The sequence below is a fragment of the Ramlibacter henchirensis genome, from assembly GCF_004682015.1.
Lineage (GTDB): Bacteria > Pseudomonadota > Gammaproteobacteria > Burkholderiales > Burkholderiaceae_C > Ramlibacter > Ramlibacter henchirensis.
Window position 1 is genome coordinate 1,283,683 of the sequence record NZ_SMLM01000001.1, and the last position, 23,811, is coordinate 1,307,493.

20 protein-coding genes are annotated in these 23,811 nt (G+C 68.1%); 6 read left to right on the plus strand and 14 right to left on the minus strand.

What is annotated here, in order from left to right; genetic code table 11:
* Positions 1-59 precede the first annotated feature (59 nt).
* On the plus strand, positions 60-2,006 hold the full coding sequence (locus EZ313_RS06380) for a hybrid sensor histidine kinase/response regulator (RefSeq protein ID WP_135262354.1): 1,947 nt from the start codon (positions 60-62) through the stop codon (positions 2,004-2,006).
* A 49-nt stretch (positions 2,007-2,055) separates the two neighbouring features.
* On the plus strand, positions 2,056-2,934 hold the full coding sequence (locus tag EZ313_RS06385) for an N-formylglutamate amidohydrolase (RefSeq protein WP_135262355.1): 879 nt from the start codon (positions 2,056-2,058) through the stop codon (positions 2,932-2,934).
* 54 nt (positions 2,935-2,988) lie between these two features.
* On the opposite strand, the gene EZ313_RS06390 is transcribed toward EZ313_RS06385, so the two are convergent.
* The 12 genes from EZ313_RS06390 to EZ313_RS06445 form a co-directional block, all read right to left on the minus strand.
* Positions 2,989-3,582, minus strand: a complete 594-nt coding sequence (locus tag EZ313_RS06390; RefSeq protein WP_135262356.1) for a peroxidase-related enzyme — start codon at positions 3,580-3,582, stop codon at positions 2,989-2,991.
* A 187-nt stretch (positions 3,583-3,769) separates the two neighbouring features.
* Positions 3,770-4,138, minus strand: coding sequence for a hypothetical protein (locus EZ313_RS06395; protein WP_240788542.1), 369 nt, complete (start codon positions 4,136-4,138; stop codon positions 3,770-3,772).
* Positions 4,139-4,208: 70 nt separating this feature from the next.
* Positions 4,209-4,691 carry a MarR family winged helix-turn-helix transcriptional regulator gene (locus EZ313_RS06400; RefSeq protein ID WP_135262358.1) on the minus strand — a complete coding sequence of 161 codons (483 nt, stop codon included), beginning with the start codon at positions 4,689-4,691 and terminating at the stop codon, positions 4,209-4,211.
* Between the two features lie 7 nt (positions 4,692-4,698).
* Complete coding sequence (locus EZ313_RS06405) at positions 4,699-6,426, minus strand: tannase/feruloyl esterase family alpha/beta hydrolase (RefSeq protein WP_135262359.1); 1,728 nt, start codon at positions 6,424-6,426, stop codon at positions 4,699-4,701.
* 25 nt (positions 6,427-6,451) lie between these two features.
* Complete coding sequence (locus tag EZ313_RS06410; protein ID WP_135262360.1) at positions 6,452-7,447, minus strand: Bug family tripartite tricarboxylate transporter substrate binding protein; 996 nt, start codon at positions 7,445-7,447, stop codon at positions 6,452-6,454.
* The gene (locus tag EZ313_RS06415; protein ID WP_135262361.1) at positions 7,444-8,220 is read right to left on the minus strand and encodes an ABC transporter ATP-binding protein; all 777 of its coding nucleotides are present in this window, start codon (positions 8,218-8,220) and stop codon (positions 7,444-7,446) included. The genes EZ313_RS06410 and EZ313_RS06415 overlap by 4 nt, the downstream gene beginning before the upstream one ends.
* Positions 8,220-9,989, minus strand: coding sequence for a branched-chain amino acid ABC transporter ATP-binding protein/permease (locus EZ313_RS06420; protein ID WP_135262362.1), 1,770 nt, complete (start codon positions 9,987-9,989; stop codon positions 8,220-8,222). The genes EZ313_RS06415 and EZ313_RS06420 overlap by 1 nt, the downstream gene beginning before the upstream one ends.
* Entirely contained in the window at positions 9,989-11,026 is a 1,038-nt protein-coding gene (locus EZ313_RS06425; RefSeq protein ID WP_135262363.1) for a branched-chain amino acid ABC transporter permease, read from the minus strand. The genes EZ313_RS06420 and EZ313_RS06425 overlap by 1 nt, the downstream gene beginning before the upstream one ends.
* 148 nt (positions 11,027-11,174) lie before the next feature.
* Positions 11,175-12,296 (minus strand): ABC transporter substrate-binding protein, encoded by a 1,122-nt coding sequence (locus EZ313_RS06430; protein ID WP_135262364.1) that lies wholly within the window; start codon positions 12,294-12,296, stop codon positions 11,175-11,177.
* 38 nt (positions 12,297-12,334) lie between these two features.
* Positions 12,335-13,099, minus strand: coding sequence for an SDR family NAD(P)-dependent oxidoreductase (locus EZ313_RS06435; protein WP_135262365.1), 765 nt, complete (start codon positions 13,097-13,099; stop codon positions 12,335-12,337).
* Positions 13,096-14,964 carry a feruloyl-CoA synthase gene (locus EZ313_RS06440; protein ID WP_135263588.1) on the minus strand — a complete coding sequence of 623 codons (1,869 nt, stop codon included), beginning with the start codon at positions 14,962-14,964 and terminating at the stop codon, positions 13,096-13,098. The genes EZ313_RS06435 and EZ313_RS06440 overlap by 4 nt, the downstream gene beginning before the upstream one ends.
* Before the next feature lie 14 nt (positions 14,965-14,978).
* The gene (locus tag EZ313_RS06445) at positions 14,979-15,752 is read right to left on the minus strand and encodes a crotonase/enoyl-CoA hydratase family protein (protein WP_135262366.1); all 774 of its coding nucleotides are present in this window, start codon (positions 15,750-15,752) and stop codon (positions 14,979-14,981) included.
* Between the two features lie 101 nt (positions 15,753-15,853).
* Between EZ313_RS06445 and EZ313_RS06450 the strand changes: the two genes are divergently transcribed.
* The 4 genes from EZ313_RS06450 (at position 15,854) to EZ313_RS06465 (ending at position 21,909) form a co-directional block, all read left to right on the plus strand.
* Positions 15,854-16,717, plus strand: a complete 864-nt coding sequence (locus EZ313_RS06450; protein WP_135262367.1) for an amidohydrolase family protein — start codon at positions 15,854-15,856, stop codon at positions 16,715-16,717.
* Between the two features lie 384 nt (positions 16,718-17,101).
* Positions 17,102-19,024: a PrkA family serine protein kinase gene (locus tag EZ313_RS06455; RefSeq protein ID WP_135262368.1), complete on the plus strand. Its 1,923-nt coding sequence runs from the start codon at positions 17,102-17,104 to the stop codon at positions 19,022-19,024.
* Positions 19,025-19,060: 36 nt separating this feature from the next.
* On the plus strand, positions 19,061-20,371 hold the full coding sequence (locus EZ313_RS06460) for a YeaH/YhbH family protein (protein ID WP_135262369.1): 1,311 nt from the start codon (positions 19,061-19,063) through the stop codon (positions 20,369-20,371).
* Complete coding sequence (locus EZ313_RS06465; RefSeq protein ID WP_135262370.1) at positions 20,368-21,909, plus strand: SpoVR family protein; 1,542 nt, start codon at positions 20,368-20,370, stop codon at positions 21,907-21,909. Before EZ313_RS06460 ends, EZ313_RS06465 begins: the two co-directional genes overlap by 4 nt.
* A 59-nt stretch (positions 21,910-21,968) precedes the next feature.
* On the opposite strand, the gene EZ313_RS06470 is transcribed toward EZ313_RS06465, so the two are convergent.
* Positions 21,969-23,357 (minus strand): NHL repeat-containing protein, encoded by a 1,389-nt coding sequence (locus EZ313_RS06470; RefSeq protein WP_135262371.1) that lies wholly within the window; start codon positions 23,355-23,357, stop codon positions 21,969-21,971.
* Positions 23,358-23,496: 139 nt separating this feature from the next.
* Positions 23,497-23,790: a GYD domain-containing protein gene (locus tag EZ313_RS06475; protein WP_135262372.1), complete on the minus strand. Its 294-nt coding sequence runs from the start codon at positions 23,788-23,790 to the stop codon at positions 23,497-23,499.
* Positions 23,791-23,811 lie beyond the last annotated feature (21 nt).

Here is a 23,811-nt window from a genome sequence, read left to right on the forward strand (position 1 = left end):
CAATTTACCGCCTGCAGCCACATGTCCGGCGCGCGCCGCGTGGATAGCATGTGCCGCAAATGCTGCAAGGCCGCTACGAACCCGCGCTGGTGCTGATCTCGGTGCTCGTGGCCGTGCTGGCTTCGTACACCGCCCTGGCGCTGGCCGAGCGCGTCAACCGCGCCGGGGGCACTGCCGCACGCTGGTGGATCGCCGGGGGCGGCTTCGCGATGGGTGCCGGCATCTGGTCGATGCACTTCATCGGCATGCTGGCGTTCAGGCTGCCCATCCCGCTCGGGTACGACCTCGGCCTCACGCTGGTGTCGTGGGCGCTGCCGGTCGCGGTGTCCGGACTGGCGCTCTCGCAGGCCAGCCTGGCCAATCCGACGCTGCGGCACCTGGCCGTCTCCGCCGTCCTGATGGGGGTCGGCATCAACGCGATGCACTACGTGGGCATGGCGGCGATGCGGATGGAGCCGGGGATCCAGTGGAACGGGCTGCTCGTGCTGGCCTCCCTCCTGATCGCGGTCTGCGCCGCCGCCGCGGCCCTGTGGATCGCCTTCAGCCTGCGCCGGCGCTCCGGCGGCTGGCGGGCCCGCTCGGTAGCGGCCGCGTTCATGGGGCTCGCCGTCGTCGGCATGCACTACACGGGCATGGCGGCCGCCAGCTTCCCCGAAGGCAGCGTCTGCCTCGCGGCGAGCAGCAGTTTCTCGCTGACCGGGCTGAGCCTCCTGGTCATCGTGGCCACCGTCGCGGTGCTCGCCATCGCGCTGCTCACGTCGGTGTTCGACGCGCGGCTGGAAGCGCGCAACGAGATCCTGCGCGTCACTCGCGAGGCTTCGGAGGAGCGTCAGCTGATGCTGCAGCGCGAGCGCTCCGCGCGGGTGGAGATGGAGCGGATCAACACCCTCAAGGACCAGTTCCTCGCGACGCTGTCGCACGAGCTGCGCACGCCGCTCAACGCGATCCTGGGGTGGGTGCAGCTGCTGCAGGTGAAGAAGGACGAGGCCTCGGTGCACAAGGGGCTGCAGACGATCGAGCGCAACGCGCGGCTGCAGGCCAGGCTGATCGAGGACCTGCTGGACATGAGCCGCATCGTGGCCGGCAAGGTGCGGCTGGAAGCGACGTGGGTGGACGTCGGCCCGGTGATCGGGGCCGCGGTGGAGGCAGCGCGGCCGTCCGCGTTCGCGCGCGGCCTGTCGCTCGAGTCCGGAGTGGCGCCGGGACTGCCGCTGGTGTGGGGCGACCCGGCGCGGCTGCATCAGGTGATGTGGAACCTGCTCGCCAACTCGATCAAGTTCACGCCGGAGGGCGGCCGCATCAGGGTGGAGGTGTGCCTCGAAGGCGAGCGGCTGTGCGCGCGCGTGAGCGACACCGGCGAGGGCATCGCGCAGGAGTTCCTGCCGCATGTCTTCGACCGGTTCCGCCAGGCCGACGCCGGCGAGGCACGGCGGCATGGCGGGCTGGGGTTGGGCCTGTCCATCGTGCGGCAGCTGGTCGAGCTGCATGGCGGCACGGTCGAGGCGCAAAGCGCGGGGCCGGGCCGCGGCGCCACCTTCACCGTGTGGCTGCCCACGCGTACGGCGAAGGCGCCCGCGATCAGCGAAGGCCGGCCGGAGCTGCCCGAAGCCGCGCCTTTCTCGCCCCGGCGCCTGGACGGCATTCGGGCGCTGCTGGTCGAGGACGACCAGGACGCGCGCCACCTCGCCGAGCAGATCCTGCGCGAATGCGGCATGGCGGTGCAGAGCGTCGACAGCGGCCCGGCCGCGCTGCAGGCCATCGACCGCCAGGCGCCCGACGTGCTCATCAGCGACATCGGCATGCCCGGCATGGACGGGTTCGAGCTGATCGCCCGCATCCGCCGGGACCCGCGGCCCGCCATTGCGGGGCTGCCGGCCATCGCGCTGACGGCCTTCACCCGCGCGGAAGACCGGGAGCGCGCGCTGCGCCAGGGCTTCGACCGTTTCCTGCGCAAGCCGGTCGACGCCACGGAGCTGGTGAGCGAGATCGCGGCGCTGGCCGGCTGAGCGGTGCGCGCCCGCGCACGGGCGGACAGCGCGGCGTTAGAGTCATGCCATGGCTTCCGAAACGGTTCGCGACGACATGGTGGCGGCGATGGTCCGCAGCGTTCCGGGCCGCACACCCCTGGTCTTCGACTCGCCGCACAGCGGCACGAACTACCCCGGGGACTTCGCGTACTCCTGCGACTTCGCATTGCTGCGCACGGCCGAGGACACGCACGTCGAGAAGCTCTACGACTTCGCGCCTTCGCTGGGCATCGCCTGGATCGAGGCGCTGTTCCCGCGCAGCTACCTGGACGCCAATCGCGGCGAGCACGAGGTCGACGTCGAGATGCTCGACGGCCGGTGGGAAGGCGAGGTGGTCACCGACCCGGTCGCCCTGTCCAAGGTTCGATTGGGCAAGGGCCTGGTCTGGAAGAACACCGACACCGGCGAGGCGATGTACTCGCGCAAGCTGCGGCCGCAGGAGGTGCGCCAGCGCATCGATCGCTGCTGGCGGCCGTACCACCAGGCGGTGCAGCGCGCGATCGAGGAGGCGCATGCGCGGCACGGCTACAGCGTGCACCTGAACTGCCACTCGATGCCCTCGGTGGCCGGCAGCCACGCCACCGACCATCCCGGCATCGCGCATGCCGACTTCGTGCTCGGCGACCGCGACGGCAGCACGGCCGATCCGCGCCTGACCGCGCAGCTGGCCGAGTTCCTGCGTTCACGCGGCTACGACGTGAAAGTCAACTTCCCGTACAAGGGCGTGGAGCTGGTGCGCCGCTACGGCGAGCCGGCGCGGCAGCGGCACAGCATCCAGGTGGAAGTCAACCGGAAGCGGTACATGGACGAGCGGACGTTCGAGCTGCTGGCAGCCGCCAAGATGCTGAGGGAGGATCTGAAGGCGATGGCGCAGTGGTTGCTGGGGGTGGATCCGCGGCGAATGTGATCACCGGGCGCGCCCATCACCCCAGCCCTCTCCCCGGAGGGGAGAGGAAGCAAGTCACTTCTTCTCTTTGGGCACGCGGCCCATCAGATAGAACTCGGGATTCGGCACCATCCCCGAGAAGCTGGCCATCCGGTTGGACAAACCGAAGAACGCGGTGATCGCCGCGATGTCCCAGATGTCCTCGTCGGAAAAGCCGTGCGCGTGCAGAGGCGGGAAATCGGCCTCGTCGATCTCGTCGGAACGCAGGCAGACCTTCATCGCGAAATCCAGCATCGCGCGCTGGCGCGGCGTGATGTCGGCCTTGCGCCAGTTGACGGCCACCTGGTCGGCCACCAGCGGCTTCTTCTCGTAGATGCGAAGGATGGCGCCGTGCGCCACGACGCAATAGAGGCACTTGTTCGCCGCGCTGGTGGCGGTGACGATCATCTCGCGTTCGCCCTTGGTCAGGCCGCTCTCGCGCCCGACGGTTTCAGGCGTCATCAGTGCATCGTGATATGCGAAGAAGGCGCGCCACTCGGCCGGCCGGCGCGCCAGGGCGAGGAACACGTTGGGCACGAAGCCGGCCTTTTCCTGCGCCTCCAGGATGCGCGCGCGGATGTCGTCGGGCACCTGGTCCAGGGTGGCCATCGGGTAGCGGGTGGCGGTCATGCAGAGGTCTCCTGTGCGTTCCCCGGGAGCGTAACGCGCGCTGAGGTGGCTCGGAAGCTGCATGACCGGAATGGGCGGCGCTCCGGTTTCGGCGGCGAAGGAAGCCGCCCGAGTTTCTTCTTGGTTCAACGCGGGACGGAAAACCGCATTGGGGGCTGCAGGGATGCAGCCCTTTTTTTGCCCGCCCCTAGACCCGCGCGTCTTCCATCCGCTCGCGCGCCTGCAGTTCGTCGATCGCCAGCTCGATGGCCGGTGCATCGTCCAGGCGGGGCGCGTGGTGCTCGCGGGCATCGGCCACGGCGGTGAACTGGCCGTCCAGGTAGAGGAAGCCCATGCGGCTGGCCGCATCGGCCATCGCCGCCTCGGGCGAAGGCGCACCGCCGGCGAGCTTGTTGCCGTCCAGCAGGTAGTGCCAGCTGCCGTCGGGCTGCCGGGCGAGCTTGCCCAGGTCGATGATCTTGCCGTCCCCGTTGCGCGCGTACAGGCGCCCCTCGGCGGCGTGGAAGGTGAAGCGGGCCTGCGGCGCGGCGGGCTGGTTGCGGTCTTGCTGTGCCATGTGGGGAAGGTCCATCGGGTGATGGAACCATCTCACCGCGACCGCCGCGGTGCGTCTGTAGGACGCGCCCTCAAGGGCGCTGGTACACCTTGCGCAGCAGCCGCAGCAACGTCTTCTGTTCGGCGGGCGAGAGCCGGTCGGCCACTTCCTGTTCGAGTTCGGCGGCGGTGCGCTCGGCCTGCCGCATCAGCTTCTGCGCGGCGGGCGTCGGATGCAACCCGGTGGCGCGCCCGTCGCGCGGGTGCGGCTTGCGCTCGATCAGCTCGCGCTTCTCCAGCGATCCCACCAGGTTGACCAGGTTGGGCGGCAGGATGCCCAGCGCGGTGCACAGCTGGCGCGAGGTGATGCCGGGGTTGTGCACGATCAGCGAGAGCACCGAGAAGTCCACCGGACGCAGGTGGTACACCGCCATGCGCTGCAGGAACAGCTCGATCACCGCCAGCGCTGCGCGGCGGGCGTTGTAGCCCAGCAGGCCCTCCAGGTAGCTGGTGTCGACCTTCTCGACGACGGGAACGTCTTCCCGCAGGCGGGCGGCGGCGGTGATGCGGGGCATGGTCTCCTCAGCGGCAGGCGAAGCTGGACGCGTCTTCCACGCTCCCGATGCCCATGTAGCGGGCGACCGTCGGGTACGCGCACAGCGGCCGCGTGCGCTGGGGCGACCAGCCGGCGGGCAGTTCGGCATTGGCGCCACCCGGGTTGCCCTCGCCGCGCACGGACGCGGTCACCGCTTGCGGCGGCACGCCGTCCTCCACCCAGCGCACCAGCGGCGCGAGCAGGTCGAACTGGTCGGCGGCCGGGCCGGCGCTGCAGTGGTTCATGCCCGGCACGGGAAAGTAGCGCGCGAACTCGCGGGCGCGGCCGCCCAGGGCGCGATCGAGGCGTTCGTACCACTGGCGCGTGTCCTCGGCGGAGAACACCGGGTCGCTCACGCCGTGGTAGAGGACCATCTTCGCCCCGCGCTGGGCCAGCGGTGCGAGGTTTCGCGGGTCCTGCTGGCCGGGCGGCATCATCAGCTGCGCGCCCGATTCGCGGTACGGGCCATCGACGGCGTGCACCTTGCGCAGCAGGAAGGCGATGTCGGCGCTGCGGGTGTCCACCGGCGCCGGTGGGGCGGTGAACACGGTGCCGACCGCGACCGGGTCCAGCACCAGCGGGTTGACGAATTTCCAGGTCGCCCAGTTGCTGCCTGCGACACCGGGGTCGTACGGGAACGGGCTGTAGAGCGCCTCGCCCGAGGGTGCACGGGCGCCGGCGAACACGGCGGCGACGACGCTCTTCTGGTCCGGCGTGAGGCAGCTGCCGTCGCGCCCCGCCGCGCCGCAGCTGGGCACGTCGCGCCGGATGTCGAAGGCGGCCTGGCAGGCCTGGGTGGCCAGCACCATGCCGTCGCTCGCGCCGTCGAGCGCGTCGCAGCGCTGCACGATGGACTGGGCGACGCTCTGGCGCTCGCGCGCGGTGAACGCGGTGCCCAGGTCGGGGATGGTGGCGTTGGGATTCATCGGGTGGCGCGTGGTCGCGCCTTGCGTCGCGATGCGGTTCCACTGCTGCGCGCCCCAGAGCTGCGCGAGGGCCGCGTGCGGCAGCCGGTAGCCCGGCGCGCCGGCGAGGTAGCCGTCGTACTGCTCGCCCAGGCGCGCCGCCGCCACCATCGCATGCCGCCCGCCGTTGGAGCAGCCGCCGATGTACGAGCGGTCCGGCCCCTTGCCGTAGGCCTGCGCGATCAGCGCCTTGGCCATCGGCGTGAGCTTCATCACCGCCTGGTAGCCGTAATCCAGCCGCGCCTGCGGCTCCAGGCCGAAGACGGGCGTCTGCGCCGCGGTGTGGCCGGCGTTGGAGCTGATCACGGCGAAGCCCTGCATCAGCGCACCGGTCACCGGCCCGCCGCCCAACGCGCCGAGCGCGGGGACCACGTTGCCGTCCAGCCCGCCGTTGGCCTGGTAGTAGAAACGACCGTTCCACGCCTGCGGCAGCCGCATCTCGAAGCCGATCGCGTACTCGCGGCCGTCGCTGCCCTGGCGCCGGTTCATGGAGCCGGTCACGAGGCAGTACGCGGGCAGCGGCTTGCCGCCCTGCACCTGCGCGCCGGCCGCGACCGGCGCCGCCGAATCGATGGAGGTCTGCTCGAAGGCGAAGGCCTTCAGCTCGGCGCAGTTGCGCAGCGCGGCGCCTTTCGCCGCACCGAGCCCGCGCGCCACGGGCGCGGCTTCCTGCGGCGGAGTGGACGTGCAGGCGGCGAGGGCCGCGGCGGCGAGCGCGCCCAGGGCGGTGCGGCAGGAGGTTCGGGTCATTGCGGTGGCGAGGCGGTGGCGGGGATCAGGAATCGGCGGTGAAGCCGATCTTCTTGACCAGCGGGCCCCAGCGGGTGTGTTCGTCGCGCTGGCTCTTCTCCATCTCGGCGGGCGTGGAAGCCCGGGCCACCAGGCCCATGAGCGCCAGCGAATCGACCACGGACTTCTCCTTGATCGCCTGGTTGATCGCGGCGTTGGCGGCCTGCACCACGTTGGCGGGCGTGCGCGCGGGCGCGTAGAAGCCGAACCACTCCTCGGTGGTGAGCTCGGGGAAGCCCTGCTCCGCATAGGTGGCCACCTCGGGCGTGAAGGGCGTGCGCTGCGCGCCCGAGGTCGCGATGATGCGGACCTTGCCCGCGCGATGGTTGGCCAGCGCGTCGCCGGTGGGCGTGGAGGTGGAGGCGAGTGTGCCGCCGATCATGTCGGCCACCGCGGGCGCGGAGCCGCGGTAGGGTACGTGCTTCAGGTCCACGTTGTTGTTCAGGCCGAGCAGCGCGCCCAGGAAGTGCGGCGTCGAGCCGGCGGCGGGCGAACCGTAGTTGGCCTTGTCCGGATTGGCCTTGGCCCAGGCCAGGTACTCCTTCACCGTCTTCACGCTGGCCGGCACCATCGGGCCGACGCTCAGCGCATGCGTCATGATCGCCGCGATCGACACCGGCACGAAGTCCTTGAACGGGTCGTAGCTGAGCGTCCGGTAGATGTGCGGGTAGATCGACATCATCGAGTAGGGCGTCAGCAGCAGCGTGGAGCCGTCCGGCTGCGCGGACTTGACCACCTCGCAGGCGATGCGGCCGCCGGCGCCCGGCTTGTTGTCGACCACGACGTTCTTCGCGTACGGGGTTCCGATCATGCGTTCTCCGACACGGCGGGCGGTGGCGTCGGCCGTGCCACCGGCCGGGAAGCCGTTGATGATCTTCACCAGGTCGAAGGTGGTCGCCTGCGCGCGCAGCACTTGCGGGAAGGCGGCCAGGGCGCCCAGGGCGGCCGTGGCCTGCACGAATTGCCGGCGGTCGGTTCTCATGCGGATGTCTCCTGTGGATGGATGGGGGTGGCAGCGGCGCGGCCGTTGCTGCGGCCGGCGCCCAGGTAGGTTTCGATGACGCGCGGGTCGCCCGCCAAGTCGCGGGCGGCGCCCTGCAGCCGGATCTCTCCGGTCTCCAGCACATAGCCGTGGTCGGCCACTTCCAGCGCGGCGCGCGCGTTCTGCTCGACGAGCAGGATGGACACGCCTTGTTCGCGCAGCCGCGTGATGATCTGGAAGATCTCGCGCACGACCAGCGGCGCGAGACCCAGGCTGGGCTCGTCCAGCATCAGCAGCTTGGGCTGCGACATCAGCGCGCGGCCCACGGCCAGCATCTGCCGTTCGCCGCCGGACAGGGTGCCGGCCAGCTGCGTGCGGCGCTCCTTCAGGCGCGGGAACAGTTCGTAGACGCGCTCCAGCCCATCGCGCCAGCGCGGCACGCGCATCTTCATCGCGCGGAAGCCCCCGAGCACGAGGTTGTCCTCCACCGCCATGGTGCCGAACAGCTCGCGCTTCTCGGGCACGAGGGCCAGGCCCAGCATCACCCGCTCTTCCAGCGTGGTGTCCGAGACGTCCTGGCCGTCGAAGAGGATGCGTCCGCGCGAAGGCAGCACGCCCATCAGCGCGTTGAGCGTGGTCGACTTGCCCGCGCCGTTGGGGCCGATGACCGTCACCACCTGTCCGGCGCCGAGCTCGAAGTGCAGGCCGGTCAGGACCTCCGCGCGGCCGTAGCCGGCGTGAAGGTCCTGGACCTGGAGCAAGGGGCCGGCCATCAGTGCTCCGTCCCCAGGTAGGCGGCGCGCACCTTGGGGCTGGCCTGGACCTCGGAGGGCGTGCCTTCCATCAGGAGCGTGCCGAATTCCATGACCACGATGCGGTCCGTGAGGCCCATGATGAACTCCATGTCGTGCTCCACCAGCAGCAGGCTCATGCCTTCGCCCTTGAGCTGGCGCAGCACTTCGGCCAGCGCCTGCTTCTCCTTGTGGCGCAGGCCGGCGGCCGGCTCGTCCAGCAGCAGCAGCGACGGGTCGCTGCACAGGGCGCGCGCGATCTCCAGCAGGCGCTGCGGCCCGAGCGCGAGATTGCCCGCCATCTCGTGCATGCGGTCCGCCATGCCGATGCGCGCCAGCTGGCGCTCGGCCTCGGCGAACAGGCGGCGCTCCTCCGCGCGGTCGGTCCGCAGCATTGCCCCGACGGTGCCGCTGCTGCCGCGCAGGTAGCCGCCGAGCGCGACGTTCTCCAGCACCGTCATCTCCGGAATGATCTTGACGTGCTGGAAGGTGCGCGAAATGCCGCGTCGCGCGATCTGCCGCGACGGCAGGCCGGTGATGTCCTCGCCCCGGAATCGGACGCGGCCCGCGGTCGTGGTCAGCACGCCGGTGATCAGGTTGAAGGTGGTGGACTTGCCTGCGCCGTTGGGGCCGATCAGGCCGAGGATCTCGCCCGCGCGCACCTCGAAGCTGACGTCGTTCACCGCCACCAGGCCGCCGAATTCCTTGCGCACCTTGTCGACCTGCAGCAGCGACTCGCCATGCGTGGGCTTGTCGCGCGCGGGCAGGGGCGCGGCGCCGTCCCAGTCGCGCACCCGGTCGGCGCGCGGCAGGCGGCGCGAAACGAAGGTCCAGAGCCCGTCGGGGGCGTACTTGAGGACGACCACCAGCACGATGCCGAACACGATCGTTTCGAAGTTCCCGCTGGTGCCGATCAGCCGCGGCATCAGGATCTGCAGCTGGTCCTCGATGATCCTCACGACCCCGGCGCCGAGGAACGCGCCCCACACGTGGCCGACGCCGCCGAGCACCGCCATGAACAGGTACTCGATGCCCTTGCCGATGGAGAAGGGCGACGGGTTCACCGTGCGTTGGAAGAACGCGAACAGCCAGCCCGAGACGGCCGCGAGCACGGCCGCGATCACGAAGACCGTGAGCTTGGCGCGGAAGGTGGAGATGCCCATGGCCTCGGCCATCGTGGCGCCGCTCTTGAGCGAGCGGATGGCCCGCCCGGGCCGCGAGTCCAGCAGCCGCATGGACGCCAGTGCCGCCAGCAACGCGAAAGCCCAGATCAGCACGTGCAGGCCGCGGCCCGTGCCCAGGTCGTAGCCGAACACCTTGAGCGTCGGGATGCCCAGGATGCCGTCGTACTTGCCCAGCCAGTCCATGTTGGCCATGGTGTAGTTCAGCGCCAGGCCCCACGCGATGGTGGCCAGCGGCAGGTAGTGCCCCGACATGCGCAGCGTGATCGCGCCCAGCACCACCGCCGCGGCGACCGCCAGGCCGACGCCGATCAGCAGCGCCAGCCAGGGCGAGCCGGACATCTTCACCGCAAGGAAGGCCGCGGAATAGGCGCCGACGCCGACGAACGCGGCCTGGCCGAACGAGGTGAGGCCGGCCACGCCGGTGAGCAGCACCAGGCCGAGCGCCACCAGCGCGTACATGCCGATGTAGTTGCTTTGGGTGATCCAGAAGTCCGGCACCGGCAGGGCCGGCAGCAGCAGCATCAGCGCGGCGAAGGCCGGGAAGGCGAAACGCTGGACGTTCGTCATCAGTGCTCTTCCCCGTGCGGGTCGCGCAGCGAACGCCAGAGCAGCACCGGCAGGATCGAGGAGAACACGATCACTTCCTTGAAGGCGCTGGCCCAGAAAGAGCCGAAGCTCTCGAGCAGGCCCACGGCCAGCGCGCCCACCAGCGCCAGCGGATAGCTGGAGAGACCGGCGAACACCGCGGCGACGAAGCCCTTGAGGCCGATGATGAAGCCGCTGTCGTAGAAGATCGTCGTGGTCGGCCCGATCAGCAGGCCGGACAGAGCGCCGATGAAGGCCGCCATCGTGAACGCCAGGCGCCCGGCGTGGTTGGAGGAAATGCCCATCAGGCGCGCGCCGAGACGATTGACCGCGGTGGCCCGCAGCGCCTTGCCGGACAGCGTCTTCTCGAAATAGAGCCAGAGCAGCACGATCAGGGCGAGCGAGGCGGCGAAGATGATGACGGTCTGCCCGTTCAGCGTGAGCGGGCCGGCCGAGAAGCGCTCGCTCCAGAAGCTGGGGTTGCGGAAGCCTTCGGCGCCGAAGAAGTACAGGCCCAGGCCGACGAGCGCGAAGTGCACGCCGACCGAGACGATGAGCAGCACCAGCACGCTGGCGTCGGCCAGCTTCTCGTACGCGAGCCGGTAGATCAGCGTGCCGAACGGCGTGACCAGCGCCAGCGTGAGCAGGGCCTGCACGACGAGGGGAAAGCCCCTGGGCGCGGCCCAGAGGGCGATGAGGGAGACGACCACCGGCACGCCGAGCGTGCGCAGCACCTGCTTGCCGATGCGCGCGGCAGGCTGGTGGTGCCGCACGCCGTTGTAGACGTCGGACACGGCCGCGGCGATGGCCAGCGCCAGCAGGAACCACACCGTGCCGGGCACCTTGCCGGCTTGCAGCAGGGCCAGCGTGAGCGCGCCGAACGCGACGAACTCGCCCTGGGGAATGAAGATGACACGCGTCACGGCGAACAGCAGCACCGTGGCCAGCGCCAGCAGCGCGTAGACGGCCCCGTTGGTGAGGCCGTCCAGGGCGAGGATGCCGGCTATCGAGAGATCCATCGTTTTCTGTCTTTTCCCTCCCCCGCCGGGGGAGGGCAGGGTGGGGGCACGCACGCGGTTCGGTCATACGGAGCGCTTGATCTGCGCGCCGCACGTGCCCCCACCCCAGCCCTCCCCCCAGCGCGGGAGGGAGTCTTCCTGGCTCTTCTTATTTCTCGACGACGAACTTCCCGTCCGCCACCTTCAGCATCACGCCCGTCTCGTTCGTGTAGCCCCAGTGGTCGTCCTTGGTCCAGTTCATCACGCCGTGCGCGAACACGGTGCGGCCCATGGTCTCGAAGGCCTCGCGCAGGCCGGCGCGGAACTCCGGCGTGCCCGGCTTGCCCTTCTTGAGCGCGATCGGCACGGCCTTGTTCAGCGCGATGGCGGCGTCGTAGCTGTGGCCGGCGAACTGGTTGGGCGGGCCGAAGTTCTTCTCGTAGCTGGTGAAGAAGTCGATGGCCGCCTTCTTGGACGGATGGCCGTCGGGCAGCTGGTGTCCCACCATGGCCGGGCCGGACACCACGTAGGTGCCTTCCACGGCCTTGCCGCCGATGCGCATCAGGTCGGCGGTGGCGGCGGCGTGCGTCTGGTAGATCTTGCCCTTGTAGCCGCGCTCGGTCAGGGCCATCTGCGGCATCGCTGCGCCCGATCCGGAGGCGACGACCAGGATGGCGTCCGGGTTGGACGAGACCAGCTTCAGCGCCTGCGGCGTGACGCTGGTGTCGGTGCGCGCGAAACGTTCGGCGGCGACGATCTTCATGCCGGCCTTCTCGGCCAGCGGCGTGATCGCCTTGAGCCACAGTTCGCCGTAAGCGTCGGTGTAGCCGAGGAAGCCGATCGACTTGACCTTCTGCTTCTTCATGTGCTCCACCATGGCGTACGCCATCACGTCGTTGCCTTGCGGCAGGCGGAACAGCCATGGGCTGTCGCCGCCCACGGGCGAAGCAGCCAGCTGCACCGTCTTGGCTTCGGTCGCTACCGGCGTCATGGCGCCCGCGACGGGCGTCAGGGAGGAACCGATGATCAGGTCGACCTTGTCCTCGGTGACGAAGCGGCGGGCGTTGCTCACGCCCTTTCCGGGGTCCGACGCGTCGTCCAGGACGATCAGGTTGACCTTCTCGCCCGCGATCTCCTTGGGGAACAGCTTGAACTGGTTCTGCATCGGGATGCCGAGGCCCGAGCCGGGGCCGGTGAGCGAGAGGCTCACGCCGATGTTGATGTCGGCCAGCGCCGCGCCGGCGGCCAGCAGCGTCACGGCGGCCGTGACCAGGGTGCGTGTGAACTTCATGTGGGTGTGTCTCCTGTTGAAAAGAAAAGGCCGGCGCTTCAGCGGGGCGCCATGCGCAGGGCGCCGTCGAGGCGGATCACCTCGCCGTTGAGGTGCGTGTTGGTGACGATATGGCAGGCGAGCTGCGCGAACTCCTCGGGTTTGCCCAGCCTCGGCGGGAACGGGATCGACGCGGCCAGCGACTGCTGCACCGGCTCGGGCAGCTGGCGCATGAGTGGCGTGGAGAACAGGCCCGGCGCGATGGTGCACACGCGGATGCCGTGCTGCGCGAGGTCGCGCGCCATCGGCAGCGTCATGCCCACCAGCCCGCCCTTGGACGCGCTGTAGGCCTGCTGGCCCACCTGGCCGTCGAATGCGGCCACGGATGCGGTGAAGAGCATCACGCCGCGCTCGCCGTCGTCCAGCTGCGGCAGCTTCGCGCACTCGGCGGCGAACAGGCGGCTGACGTTGTAGGTGCCGACCAGGTTGATGTTGACCACGCGCGCGAAGTCTTCCAGCGGCGCCGCGCTGCCGTCCTTCTGCACCACTCGCTTGGCGGTGCCGATGCCGGCGATGTTCATGCAGATGCGCGCCGGGCCGTGCGCCTGCGCCGCCTTGGCCAGCGCGTCCTGCACGCTCTGCGCGTTCGTGATGTCGCATTGGTACGCCACGCCGCCGATCTCGGCGGCGACCTTCTGCGCCAGGTCGAGGTTGACGTCCAGCACCGCGACCCTGGCGCCCAGGCGCGCCAGCTCGCGCGCCGTGGCTTCGCCGAGGCCCGAGGCGCCGCCCGTGACGAGGGCGGCCTGTCCCTGGATGTTCATCGCTTGCCTCCTTGAGGCTTGAGGGTGAAGGGCAGGGCGTCGTCATGGAAGGCCTGCACCAGAGCGTCGCGGTGCTTGAGCACCGCGCGCTGGTTGATCGAGCCCTTGTCGGTGACCTCGCCCTTGTCGATCGAAGGCGCCTCGTGCATCAGGTGCAGCCGCGCGACGCGGTTGGCGCTGCCCGTGCCCTGCGCCGCCAGCTCGTTCCCGACCTTCTGGAAGTGGGCTTGCACGGGGGTGCTCTCCAGCACCGACTGCATGGGCGCGTTGTCCGGCAGGCCGGCGAGCTTGCGCACGGCAGCCGTGGGGATGACGAGCGCGCCGACTTCCTGGCGGTTGAGCCCGGTGATGACCGCGTCCTGCACGAAGGGCGCGCCGGCCGCGATGATCTTCGCGCGCAGCGGGCCGACGCTGACGAAGGTGCCGGTGGCCAGCTTGAAGTCCTCGGCGATGCGGCCGTCGAAGCGCAGGCCGAGGTTCGGATTGCCCTCATCGATCCACTGCACGGCGTCGCCGGTTCGGAAGAACCCTTCCTCGTCGAACGCCTCGGCCGTCGCATCGGGCGAGCGCCAGTAGCCCGGCGTGACGTTCGGGCCCTTGTAGCGGACCTCGACCTTGCCCTCAGTGGGCACCAGCTTGAGCTCCATGCCCGGGCAGGGCAGGCCCAGGTGGCCGGACTTGACCTGCGGGTTGGTGATGAAGATGGCGAAGGGCGACGACTCGGTCATGCCCAGGCCGGTGCCCATCACGATGCGCTCGCCGATCTCGGCTTCCTGCACCTCGTGCAGCAGGTCCCAGACCGGCTGCGCGAGCGCCGCGCCGGAATAGAAGAACATGCGCACGCGCGACAGCAGGTTGCGGCGCAGCACCGGATCGGCCTTCATCGCGTGCGCCAGGGCTTCGAAGCCGGTGGGCACGTTGAAGTAGATGGTGGGCGCCACCTCGCGCAGGTTGCGCAGCGTCTCGCCCATCAGCGCGGGCGTGGGCTTGCCGTCGTCGATGTAGAGCGAGCCGCCGTTGTAGAGCACCAGGCCGACGTTGTGGTTGCCGCCGAAGGTGTGGTTCCAGGGCAGCCAGTCCACCAGCACCGGCGGCTGCTCGGCCAGCACCGGCATCGACTGGCGCATCTGCTGCTGGTTGGCGCACCACATGCCGTGGGTGTTGATCACGGCCTTGGGCAGCTTGGTCGAGCCCGAGGTGAACAGGAACTTCGTAATCGTCTGCGGACCGGTGGCCTGCATGGCTGCGTCGACCGCGGGCGTGGGCGCGGTTTCGAGCAGCTGCGACCAGCGCGTGACGGTGCGGCCGGGCACTTCGCCCTGGGCCAGCACGACTTCGGTGTCGGGCTTGACGGCGGCCGCGATCGCCTTGGCATAGCGCGAGCCCTCCGTGGCGAAGACGAGGCCGGGCGTCAGCGTGTCCAGCACGTGCCGCAGCTTGTCGTAGTCCTGGCTGACGGTCGAATACGCGGGCGAGACCGGGCAGTAGGGGATGCCGGCGTAGACGCAGCCGAGCGCCAGCAGCGCGTGCTCGAGGCTGTTCTCGCTGAGGATGGCGACCGGCCGCTCGGGCGAAAGGCCGCGGTCGAGCAGCGCCTGGCCGATGCTGCGGGCGGCGCGCAGCGCTTCGCCGTAGGTGATCCGCTGCCAGTCGCCGGTGCTACCGTCCGCGCGCTTCTCGCGGCGCGCCATGAACAGGCGGCCGGGATCGGAGGTGGCCCAGTGCACCAGCTTGTCCGTCATGCGGGTGGCGCAGGGCTGCAGGTCGAGCTCGGCGCGCACGTACTGCACGCCCTCGGCGGTGGTGCGGATGTCCGCCCGGGTGACGCCGAACGTCAGGGGCCGGTAGCGGGGCGGGGCGCCCATGTCCATCGCCCCGCTCACCCCTTGCTCACCTTGCCGGCCCGGCCTTCCAGGAAGGCGCGCACGCGCTCCTTGGCCTCGGGCGCGCTCTGGGCGATGGCGGACATCAGCGCTTCGGTGAGGTAGCCCTGGTCGGCCGGCTGCTCGGCGATGCGGGGCAGCGCGTGCATCAGCGCGTAGTTGGTCAGCGGCGCGTTCTGCGCGATTCGCCCGGCCAGCTCCATCGCCTTGGCGAACGACTGGCCCTGCGGCACGAGGTACTGGGCGAAGCCGGCGCGCTCGCCGTCCTGGGCGTTGTAGACGCGGCCGGTCAACATCATGTCGGCCATGCGGGCGACGCCGATCAGCCGCGGGATGCGGACCGATCCGCCGCCGCCCACGAAGATGCCGCGCGAACCCTCGGGCAGCGCGTAGAAGGTCGTCTCGTCAGCCACCCGGACGTGGCAGGCCGCGGCGAGCTCGAGGCCGCCGCCGACCACCGCGCCATGCAGCGCGGCCACGACGGGCACGGGGCCGAACTGCACCTCTTCCAGCGCGGCGTGCCACATGCGCGAGTGGTGCATGCCGGCGCCGGCGTCGCGCTCCTGCAGCTCGGACAGGTCGAGCCCGGCGCAGAAGTGGTCGCCGGAACCGTCGAGCACGGCGGCGCGGATGCCGTCGGGCAGGCTTTCGAAGGCGTCGCGTATGGCCAGGATGAGGCCGTCGTTGAGGGCGTTGCGCTTGGCGCCACGGTTCAGGCGCACGACGGCCACTTCGCCGCGGTGCTCGATCTGGAGGTCTTGGGAGTTCATGATGCGTCCGGAGAGCGCAAGTTAAGGGCGGATTATTGGTTATGGGCAATAATCAAAACAAGCCTTTCACGACGGGGTAAACCCTGATCCCGGAGACCGACATGGACCACGCCAACCTCATCGCCATCGACGTGCACACGCACGCGGAAGTCAGCTGCTGGAACCCCTTCGACAACTACGGCGAGGAGTACGACCGCGCGGCGGACAAGTACTTCAGGAACGCGCGCCGCCCCACCATCGCCGAGACGATCGCGTACTACCGCGAGCGGAAGATCGGCCTGGTCATGTTCACGGTCGACAGCGAGTCCAACCTGGGCCGCCGCCGCATCCCGAACGAGGAGATCGCGCAGGCGGCCAACGAGAACAGCGACATGATGGTCTGCTTCGCCAGCATCGACCCGCACAAGGGGAAGATGGGCGCGCGCGAGGCCGAACGCCTGATCAAGGAGCATGGCGTCAAGGGCTTCAAGTTCCATCCCACCGTGCAGGGCTACCACCCGTACGACCGCATGGCCTGGCCGATCTACGAGGTGATCAACGCGCACAAGATGCCGACGATCTTCCACACGGGCCACAGCGGCATCGGATCGGGCATGCGATGCGGCGGCGGCCTGCGGCTGGAGTACAGCAATCCGATCCACCTGGACGACGTGGCGATCGACTTCCCGGACATGCAAATCGTCATGGCGCATCCCAGCTTCCCGTGGCAGGACGAGGCGCTCTCGGTGGCGACGCACAAGCCGAACGTGTGGATCGACCTCTCGGGCTGGAGCCCCAAGTACTTCCCGAAGCAGCTGGTGCAGTACGCCAACACGCTGCTGAAGGACCGCATCCTGTTCGGCAGCGACTACCCGCTGATCACGCCGGACCGCTGGATGAAGGACTTCGAGGACGCCGGCTTCAAGCCCGAGGTGATGCCCGGAATCCTCAAGGGCAACGCGGTGCGGCTGCTCGGATTCGCCTGACCGCGGTGCGGGTTCCGGTGCCGCCCAGGCTGCGTGCGGTGCGCAACGCACCGGGACCGCGCCGCCGCCGATCCGTGTTGCCTGAAACACTGTTTTTCGCTGCGCACGAGACACGCTGCGCGGCGCGCAAAGTGCCGCAAAAACCTCGCTCGCGCAAGCGGCTTTACGTGTCGACGCGAAGCTGTTGCGCCCTCGTCGCGCGCGGTGCACAGAGCAATCCCCTAGAAACTTTTTCCGCTTCATTTTTCTCTACGGTTCACCTACAGTGAAGTCCGTTCTTTGCCTACAGCTCCACGGTGCCTCAGCGGGGGTTAGGCGCTAAAGTGGAAGCGGACATCAGTGGGCGGAGCAAGGCTGGAGCCGAGCGAAACCGAAGGAGTTCTCATGGATGTGGTTCGCAATTTCCTGGCGCGGTACGAGCAGACCCGCGAGGAAGAAATGTCGCTTGAGGATTACCTCGAGCTGTGCAAGAAGGACAGGCTGGTCTACGCCACCGCCGCCGAGCGCATGCTGGCCGCGATCGGCGAGCCGGAGATGATCGACACCCGCCACGATCCGCGCCTGTCGCGCATCTTCGGCAACAAGATGGTTCGCATCTATCCGGCCTTCAAGGATTTCTACGGACTGGAAGAGCCGATCGAGCAGGTGGTCTCGCACTTCCGCCATGCCGCGCAGGGCCTGGAAGAGAAGAAGCAGATCCTCTACCTGCTGGGCCCGGTGGGCGGCGGCAAGTCCTCCATCGCCGAGCGCCTCAAGCAGCTGATGGAGCAGGTGCCGTTCTACTCGATCAAGGGCTCGCCTGTGAACGAGTCGCCGCTGGGCCTGTTCAACAACGACGAGGACGCGCCCATCCTGGAGCAGCAGTTCAGCATCCCGCGCCGCTACACGCAGCGCATCATGTCGCCGTGGGCGGTCAAGCGGCTGGAGGAATTCGGCGGCGACATCCGCAAGTTCCGCGTCGTCAAGCGCTACCCGTCGATCCTCAAGCAGATCGGCATCGCCAAGACCGAACCGGGCGACGAGAACAACCAGGACATCAGCTCGCTGGTCGGCAAGATCGACATCCGCAAGCTGGAGACCTACGCGCAGGACGACCCGGACGCCTACAGCTACTCCGGCGGCCTGTGCCTGGCCAACCAGGGCCTGCTGGAATTCGTCGAGATGTTCAAGGCGCCGATCAAGGTGCTGCATCCGCTGCTGACGGCCACGCAGGAAGGCAACTTCAAGGGCACGGAAGGCTTCGGCGCGATCCCGTTCGACGGCATCGTCATGGCCCACTCCAACGAGAGCGAGTGGAAGGCGTTCAAGAACAATAAGAACAACGAGGCGTTCCTCGACCGCATCTACATCGTCAAGGTGCCGTACTGCCTGCGCGTGACCGAGGAAATGAAGATCTACGAGAAGTTGATCCGCAACTCCTCGCTCAAGGACGCGGTGTGCTCCCCCGGCACGCTGAAGATGATGGCGCAGTTCTCGGTGCTCACGCGCCTGAAGGAGCCGGAGAACAGCAGCATCTTCTCCAAGATGCTGATCTACGACGGTGAGAACCTGAAGGACACCGACCCCAAGGCCAAGAGCTACCAGGAGTACCGCGACTACGCGGGGGTCGACGAGGGCATGACGGGCATCTCCACGCGCTTCGCGTTCAAGATCCTGTCCAAGGTCTTCAACTTCGACTCCAACGAGATCGCCGCCAACCCGGTGCACCTGATGTACGTGCTGGAGCAGCAGATCGAGCGCGAGCAGTTTCCGCCGGAGGTCGAGCAGAAGTACCTGTCGTACATCAAGGAGCACCTGTCGGCCCGCTATGCGGAGTTCATCGGCAAGGAGATCCAGACCGCGTACCTAGAGTCGTATTCGGAATACGGCCAGAACATCTTCGACCGCTACGTCACGTACGCTGACTTCTGGATCCAGGACCAGGAATACCGCGACACGGACACCGGCGAGATCTTCGACCGCGCCGCCCTCAACGCGGAACTGGAGAAGATCGAGAAGCCCGCCGGTCTGTCCAACCCCAAGGACTTCCGCAACGAGATCGTCAACTTCGTGCTGCGCGCGCGCGCCAACAACGCCGGCAAGAACCCGGTGTGGACCAGCTACGAGAAGCTTCGCACCGTCATCGAGAAGAAGATGTTCTCGAATACCGAGGACCTGCTGCCGGTGATCAGCTTCAATGCCAAGGCCAGCGCCGACGAGCAGAAGAAGCACGAGGACTTCGTCAACCGCATGGTCGAGAAGGGCTACACGCATCGCCAGGTGCGCCTGCTGTGCGAGTGGTACCTGCGGGTGCGCAAGAGCTCGTGACAACCATGGCCTAGACAAGAGGAAGCTGTACCGCCCGTGGCCTCCAACAACCGAACGGAGCGCTCGGCGCTTCACCAAGTCATCGACCGGCGGCTGTCGGGCAAGAACAAGTCCATCGGCAACCGGGAGAGGTTCCTGCGCCGCTACCGCGAGCAGATCCGGGACGCGGTGCGCAAGGCGGTCGGCGACCGCAGCATCCACAACATTGAAGACGGCGCCGACATCAGCCTGCCGCGCCGCGACGTCTCGGAGCCCGTGTTCAACCACGGCCCGGGCGGCAGCCGCGAGATGGTGCACCCGGGCAACCAGGAGTACGTTCGCGGCGACCGCATCCCGCGCCCGCGCGGCGGCGGGGGCGGTGGCGGCGGCAGCGGCGCATCGCCCGACGGCACCAGCGAGGACGACTTCACCTTCCGCATCACGCGGGAGGAGTTCATGAACTACTTCTTCGACGACCTGGCGCTGCCGCGGTTGATCCGCACGCAGCTGCTGGCGGATGCGCCGGAGTGGAAGACCCGCCGCGCCGGCTTCATCTCGGAAGGCAATCCCACCAGCCTGCACGTCGTGCGTTCGATGCGCACCGGCCTGGCCCGCCGCATCGCCATGGGCGGCGACGCGCGCCGCCAGCTGCGCCGGGCCGAAGAACACCTGAAGGTCATCGAAGCCCGGGCCGACACGCCGAAGGCCGAGATCGCCGCCCTCAAGGCCGAGATCGAGGAACTCCGCCAGCGCCTCAAGCGCGTGCCCTTCCTTGACCCGTTCGACCTGCGCTACCGCAACCGCGTTCGCGAGCCGCTGCCCACCAGCAAGGCCGTGATGTTCTGCCTGATGGACGTCTCCGGCTCGATGGACGAAGCGCGCAAGGACCTGGCCAAGCGCTTCTTCATCCTGCTGTACCTGTTCCTCACGCGGCACTACAAGCAGACCGACGTGATCTTCATCCGCCACCACACCCAGGCCGCCGAGGTGCCGGAGGACGAGTTCTTCCACGCCACTGAATCCGGCGGCACGGTGGTATCCAGCGCGCTGACGCTGATGCACGAGATCATCCGCGAGCGCTACATGGGCAGCGAGTGGAACATCTACGGCGCCCAGGCTTCCGACGGCGACAACTGGCAGCAGGACTCGTCCAAGTGCCGCGAGCTCCTCGACGGCAAGCTGCTGCCGCTGTGCCGCTACTTCGCGTACGTGCAGGTGGCCGACGAGGACCAGAACCTCTGGGAGGAATACACCCGCGTGCGCGACTCCAATGTCAACTTCGCGATGCAGAAGATCGTGACGCCGGCGCAGATCTTTCCGGTGTTCCGCGACCTGTTCAAGAAGAACCCCGTGGGGGCTACGCCATGAGCGCTCTCTTGGGCGAACCGCCCGTGCGCGGCGCCAACCGGCTGCCCAGCGCTTCCGACTGGACTTTCGAGCTGATCGAGGAGTACTTCGACGCCATCCGCCGCACGGCCGAGCGGTACAAGCTCGACACCTATCCGGTGCAGCTCGAGGTGATCTCGGCCGAGCAGATGCTCGACGCCTACGCCTCGGTGGGCATGCCGGTGAACTACCGGCACTGGTCGTTCGGCAAGCAGTTCATCGCCAGCGAGAAGAACTACCGCCGCGGCCACATGGGCCTGGCGTACGAGATCGTCATCAACTCCGACCCGTGCATCGCCTACCTCATGGAGGAGAACACGCTCCCCATGCAGGCGCTGGTGATGGCGCATGCCTGCTTCGGCCACAACTCGTTCTTCAAGGGCAACTACCTCTTCAAGATGTGGACGGACGCCTCGTCCATCATCGACTACCTGGTCTACGCCAAGAGCTACATCGCGGAGTGCGAGGAGCGGCATGGCCTGGAAGCGGTGGAGGAGGTGCTCGACGCCTGCCATGCGCTGATGAACTACGGCGTCGACCGCTACCGCCGGCCGCAGAAGATCAGCATGGTCGAGGAGGAGCAGCGCCGCAAGGAGCGCGAGGCCTACCTCCAGCAGCAGGTCAACGACCTGTGGCGCACGCTGCCGCGCGTGCCCGGCAAGCAGCAGAAGAAGGAGCACAAGCGTTATCCGGAGGAACCGCAGGAGAACCTGCTCTACTTCATCGAGAAGAACGCGCCCCTGCTGGAGCCGTGGCAACGTGAGGTGGTGCGCATCGTCCGCAAGATCGCGCAGTACTTCTATCCGCAGCGCCAGACCCAGGTGATGAACGAGGGTTGGGCCACCTTCTGGCACTACACGCTGCTCAACACCATGTACGACGAAGGCCAGCTGGCCGACGGCTTCATGATCGAATGCCTGTCGTCGCACACGAACGTGGTGTTCCAGCCGCCGGTGACCGATCCGCGCTATTCGGGCATCAACCCGTATGCGCTCGGCTTCGCGATGTTCAGCGACCTCAAGCGCATCTGCAACGACCCCACGCCCGAGGACAAGGAGTGGTTCCCCGACTTCGCCGGCAGCGGCGAGTGGCTCAAGACGCTCGACTACGCGATGCGGCACTTCAAGGACGAGAGCTTCGTCGGCCAGTTCCTGTCGCCCCGGCTGATGCGCGAGTTCCGGCTCTTCTCCATCGTGGACGACGCTTCTCAGCGCGAGCTGGAGGTCTCCGCCATCCACGACGACATGGGCTACCGCCGCGTGCGCGAGGCGCTTTCGAAGCAATACGACCTGAACTGGCGCGAGCCCAACATCCAGGTCTGGAACGTCAACCTGCGCGGCGACCGTTCACTGACCTTGCGCCACACCCGCCACAACGACCGGCCGCTGGACAACACCGCCGAGGAAGTGGTCAAGCACGTGGCGCGCCTGTGGGGGTTCCGCGTGCGGCTGGAGAGCGTGGACAGCCATGAGAGGGTGCTGCAGCACTGGGAAGTGACGCCGGCGCCGATGCACGGTTAAAAGCGCGCGGAAAAAGAGAGCCGCGCAAGCGGCTCGAACCCCTGCGATCCGGTCAGTCTTCATCGGCGGAAGACCAGCACGCGGTTGTGCGCCCGGTCCGAAACATAGACCGCCGTCGGTGTCAGAAGTACTTGCCGCGGGAAGTTCAGGACCTGCGCGGTGGGCACGTCCGTCACTCGATCCCCGTTGGAATCGTTCGTGACGGCCGCGCCTGCGTCCGCATGGCCGAGGATCACGTCCGCCTGCTGACCGCTGCGGCTGGGGAACTCGTTCCAGATCAGCACCCGGTTGTTGGACCGGTCCACGACCGCCAGGCTGGTGCCATCCGAGTGAACGCCAGTGGGGCTGAACAACGTCTTGGCCGTGGGCGTGAAGCTTGACCCGTCGGCATCGATCTCGCTGTTGTAGGCCGTGTTCGAGAAGCTGTCGTGGCCGAGCACGATGTCCGCTTCTTCGAAGTTGTCCTGCGGGAAATCCGTCCAGATCAGCACGCGATTGTTGCGCCTGTCCGCGATAACAAGCAGACGGTCGTCGCTCCACACACCGGCCGGTTCTGAAAGCGTTCGCGCGGTCGCGACCCGCTCGCCGTTGATCGTGTCGGGCACATGGTTGTGGTTGTCGTCGTTCTCGGCGCAGTGAGCCATGTCGAACTGGCCGATGACCAGCCTCGGGCTCGCCGCTTCGGCCTGTGTGGTAGGAACGGCGTCCCAGATCAGGACGCGGTTGTTCGCCGGGTCTGACACGATCAGCTTCCCTTGGGGCGTGATCCAGACTGAATCGGGGGCCCGCATGCCGGCGCGCTCCTCACTCACGCTGCACGAGCCGACGAATTGGTCGAAGTTCACCTGTCCGATGACCACCTGCGGCAGCGGCATCGCCCCGGGGGCGAATCTGGCGTCGTAGATCAGCACACGCCGCGCATCTTTGTCGGCCACGGCCATCTTCCCCGCTCCGATGGCGATTCCCAGCGGCCTGTTGAGGCCGGTCAGCGAGACCGATGGCGAGGAGCCTTGGGGTGTGTCCTGTCCGAGGATGCCCACCGCCGCGTGTCCGGACTCTGTGGGTACCTGATCGAAGAAGAGGATGCGGTTGTTGTTGGTGTCCGCAACGAGGAAGCCGCCGTCTGGCGTGATGGCCATTCCACCGGGGAAGAAGAGCGTTTGCGCGGAGGGACTGCCTCCGCGGTTCGCGGCGCCGCCACTCGCATCGGCCTGCCCCAGCACGAGATGCGCTGCCTGGTACGTGATCGGTCCGCGCACTCCCGGAGGCGGCGCAACGGGCGGTGGCAGAGCGGGCGGGTCGATCGGAAGCGCGGGCGGAGAAGGCGCCGGGCCCGGCCCGGCAACGGTGTCGCCGCCGCTGCCGCCGCAGGCGGAAAGAAACACGGTGGCGAACGTGAACGCGATCCAGGCGCGTCGCGCTCGAAGGCTGGTGGGTCGCAGCAGCATGGGAAGAAGCCTCGGAAAGGTCAATGAACGCGCCGGTGAATCCGGCCACGCCCATCGTTTCCGCGGGCTTCTTCCTTTTGAAAGACCTAGGTCATCGGATGCACGCAGTAAGGCTTCTCGGCACCATCCGCGCCGCGAGCTACTTGATCCTGCCCAGCATCGCCTCCGTCTCATCCCGCGTGAACGCCTTCATCGTCTGGAACTTCACGTTTCCCATCGAGCTCAGCGCGAGATTGAACGCCGTCAGCGAGGCGTCGTCCTTGGCGTCGAGCAGGATGACGATGTCGTACTCGCCAAGCGTCCAGTAGATGTCCTTCATCTGCACGCCGTACTTCGATGCCGTTTCACGAGCGGCATCGGCCCGCTTCACGGTCTCCTTCACGCCCTTGAGGCCCTGATCCGTGAACTTGGCCAATGCGATGTACGTGGACATGGCGGCTCTCCTGAAGGTTGG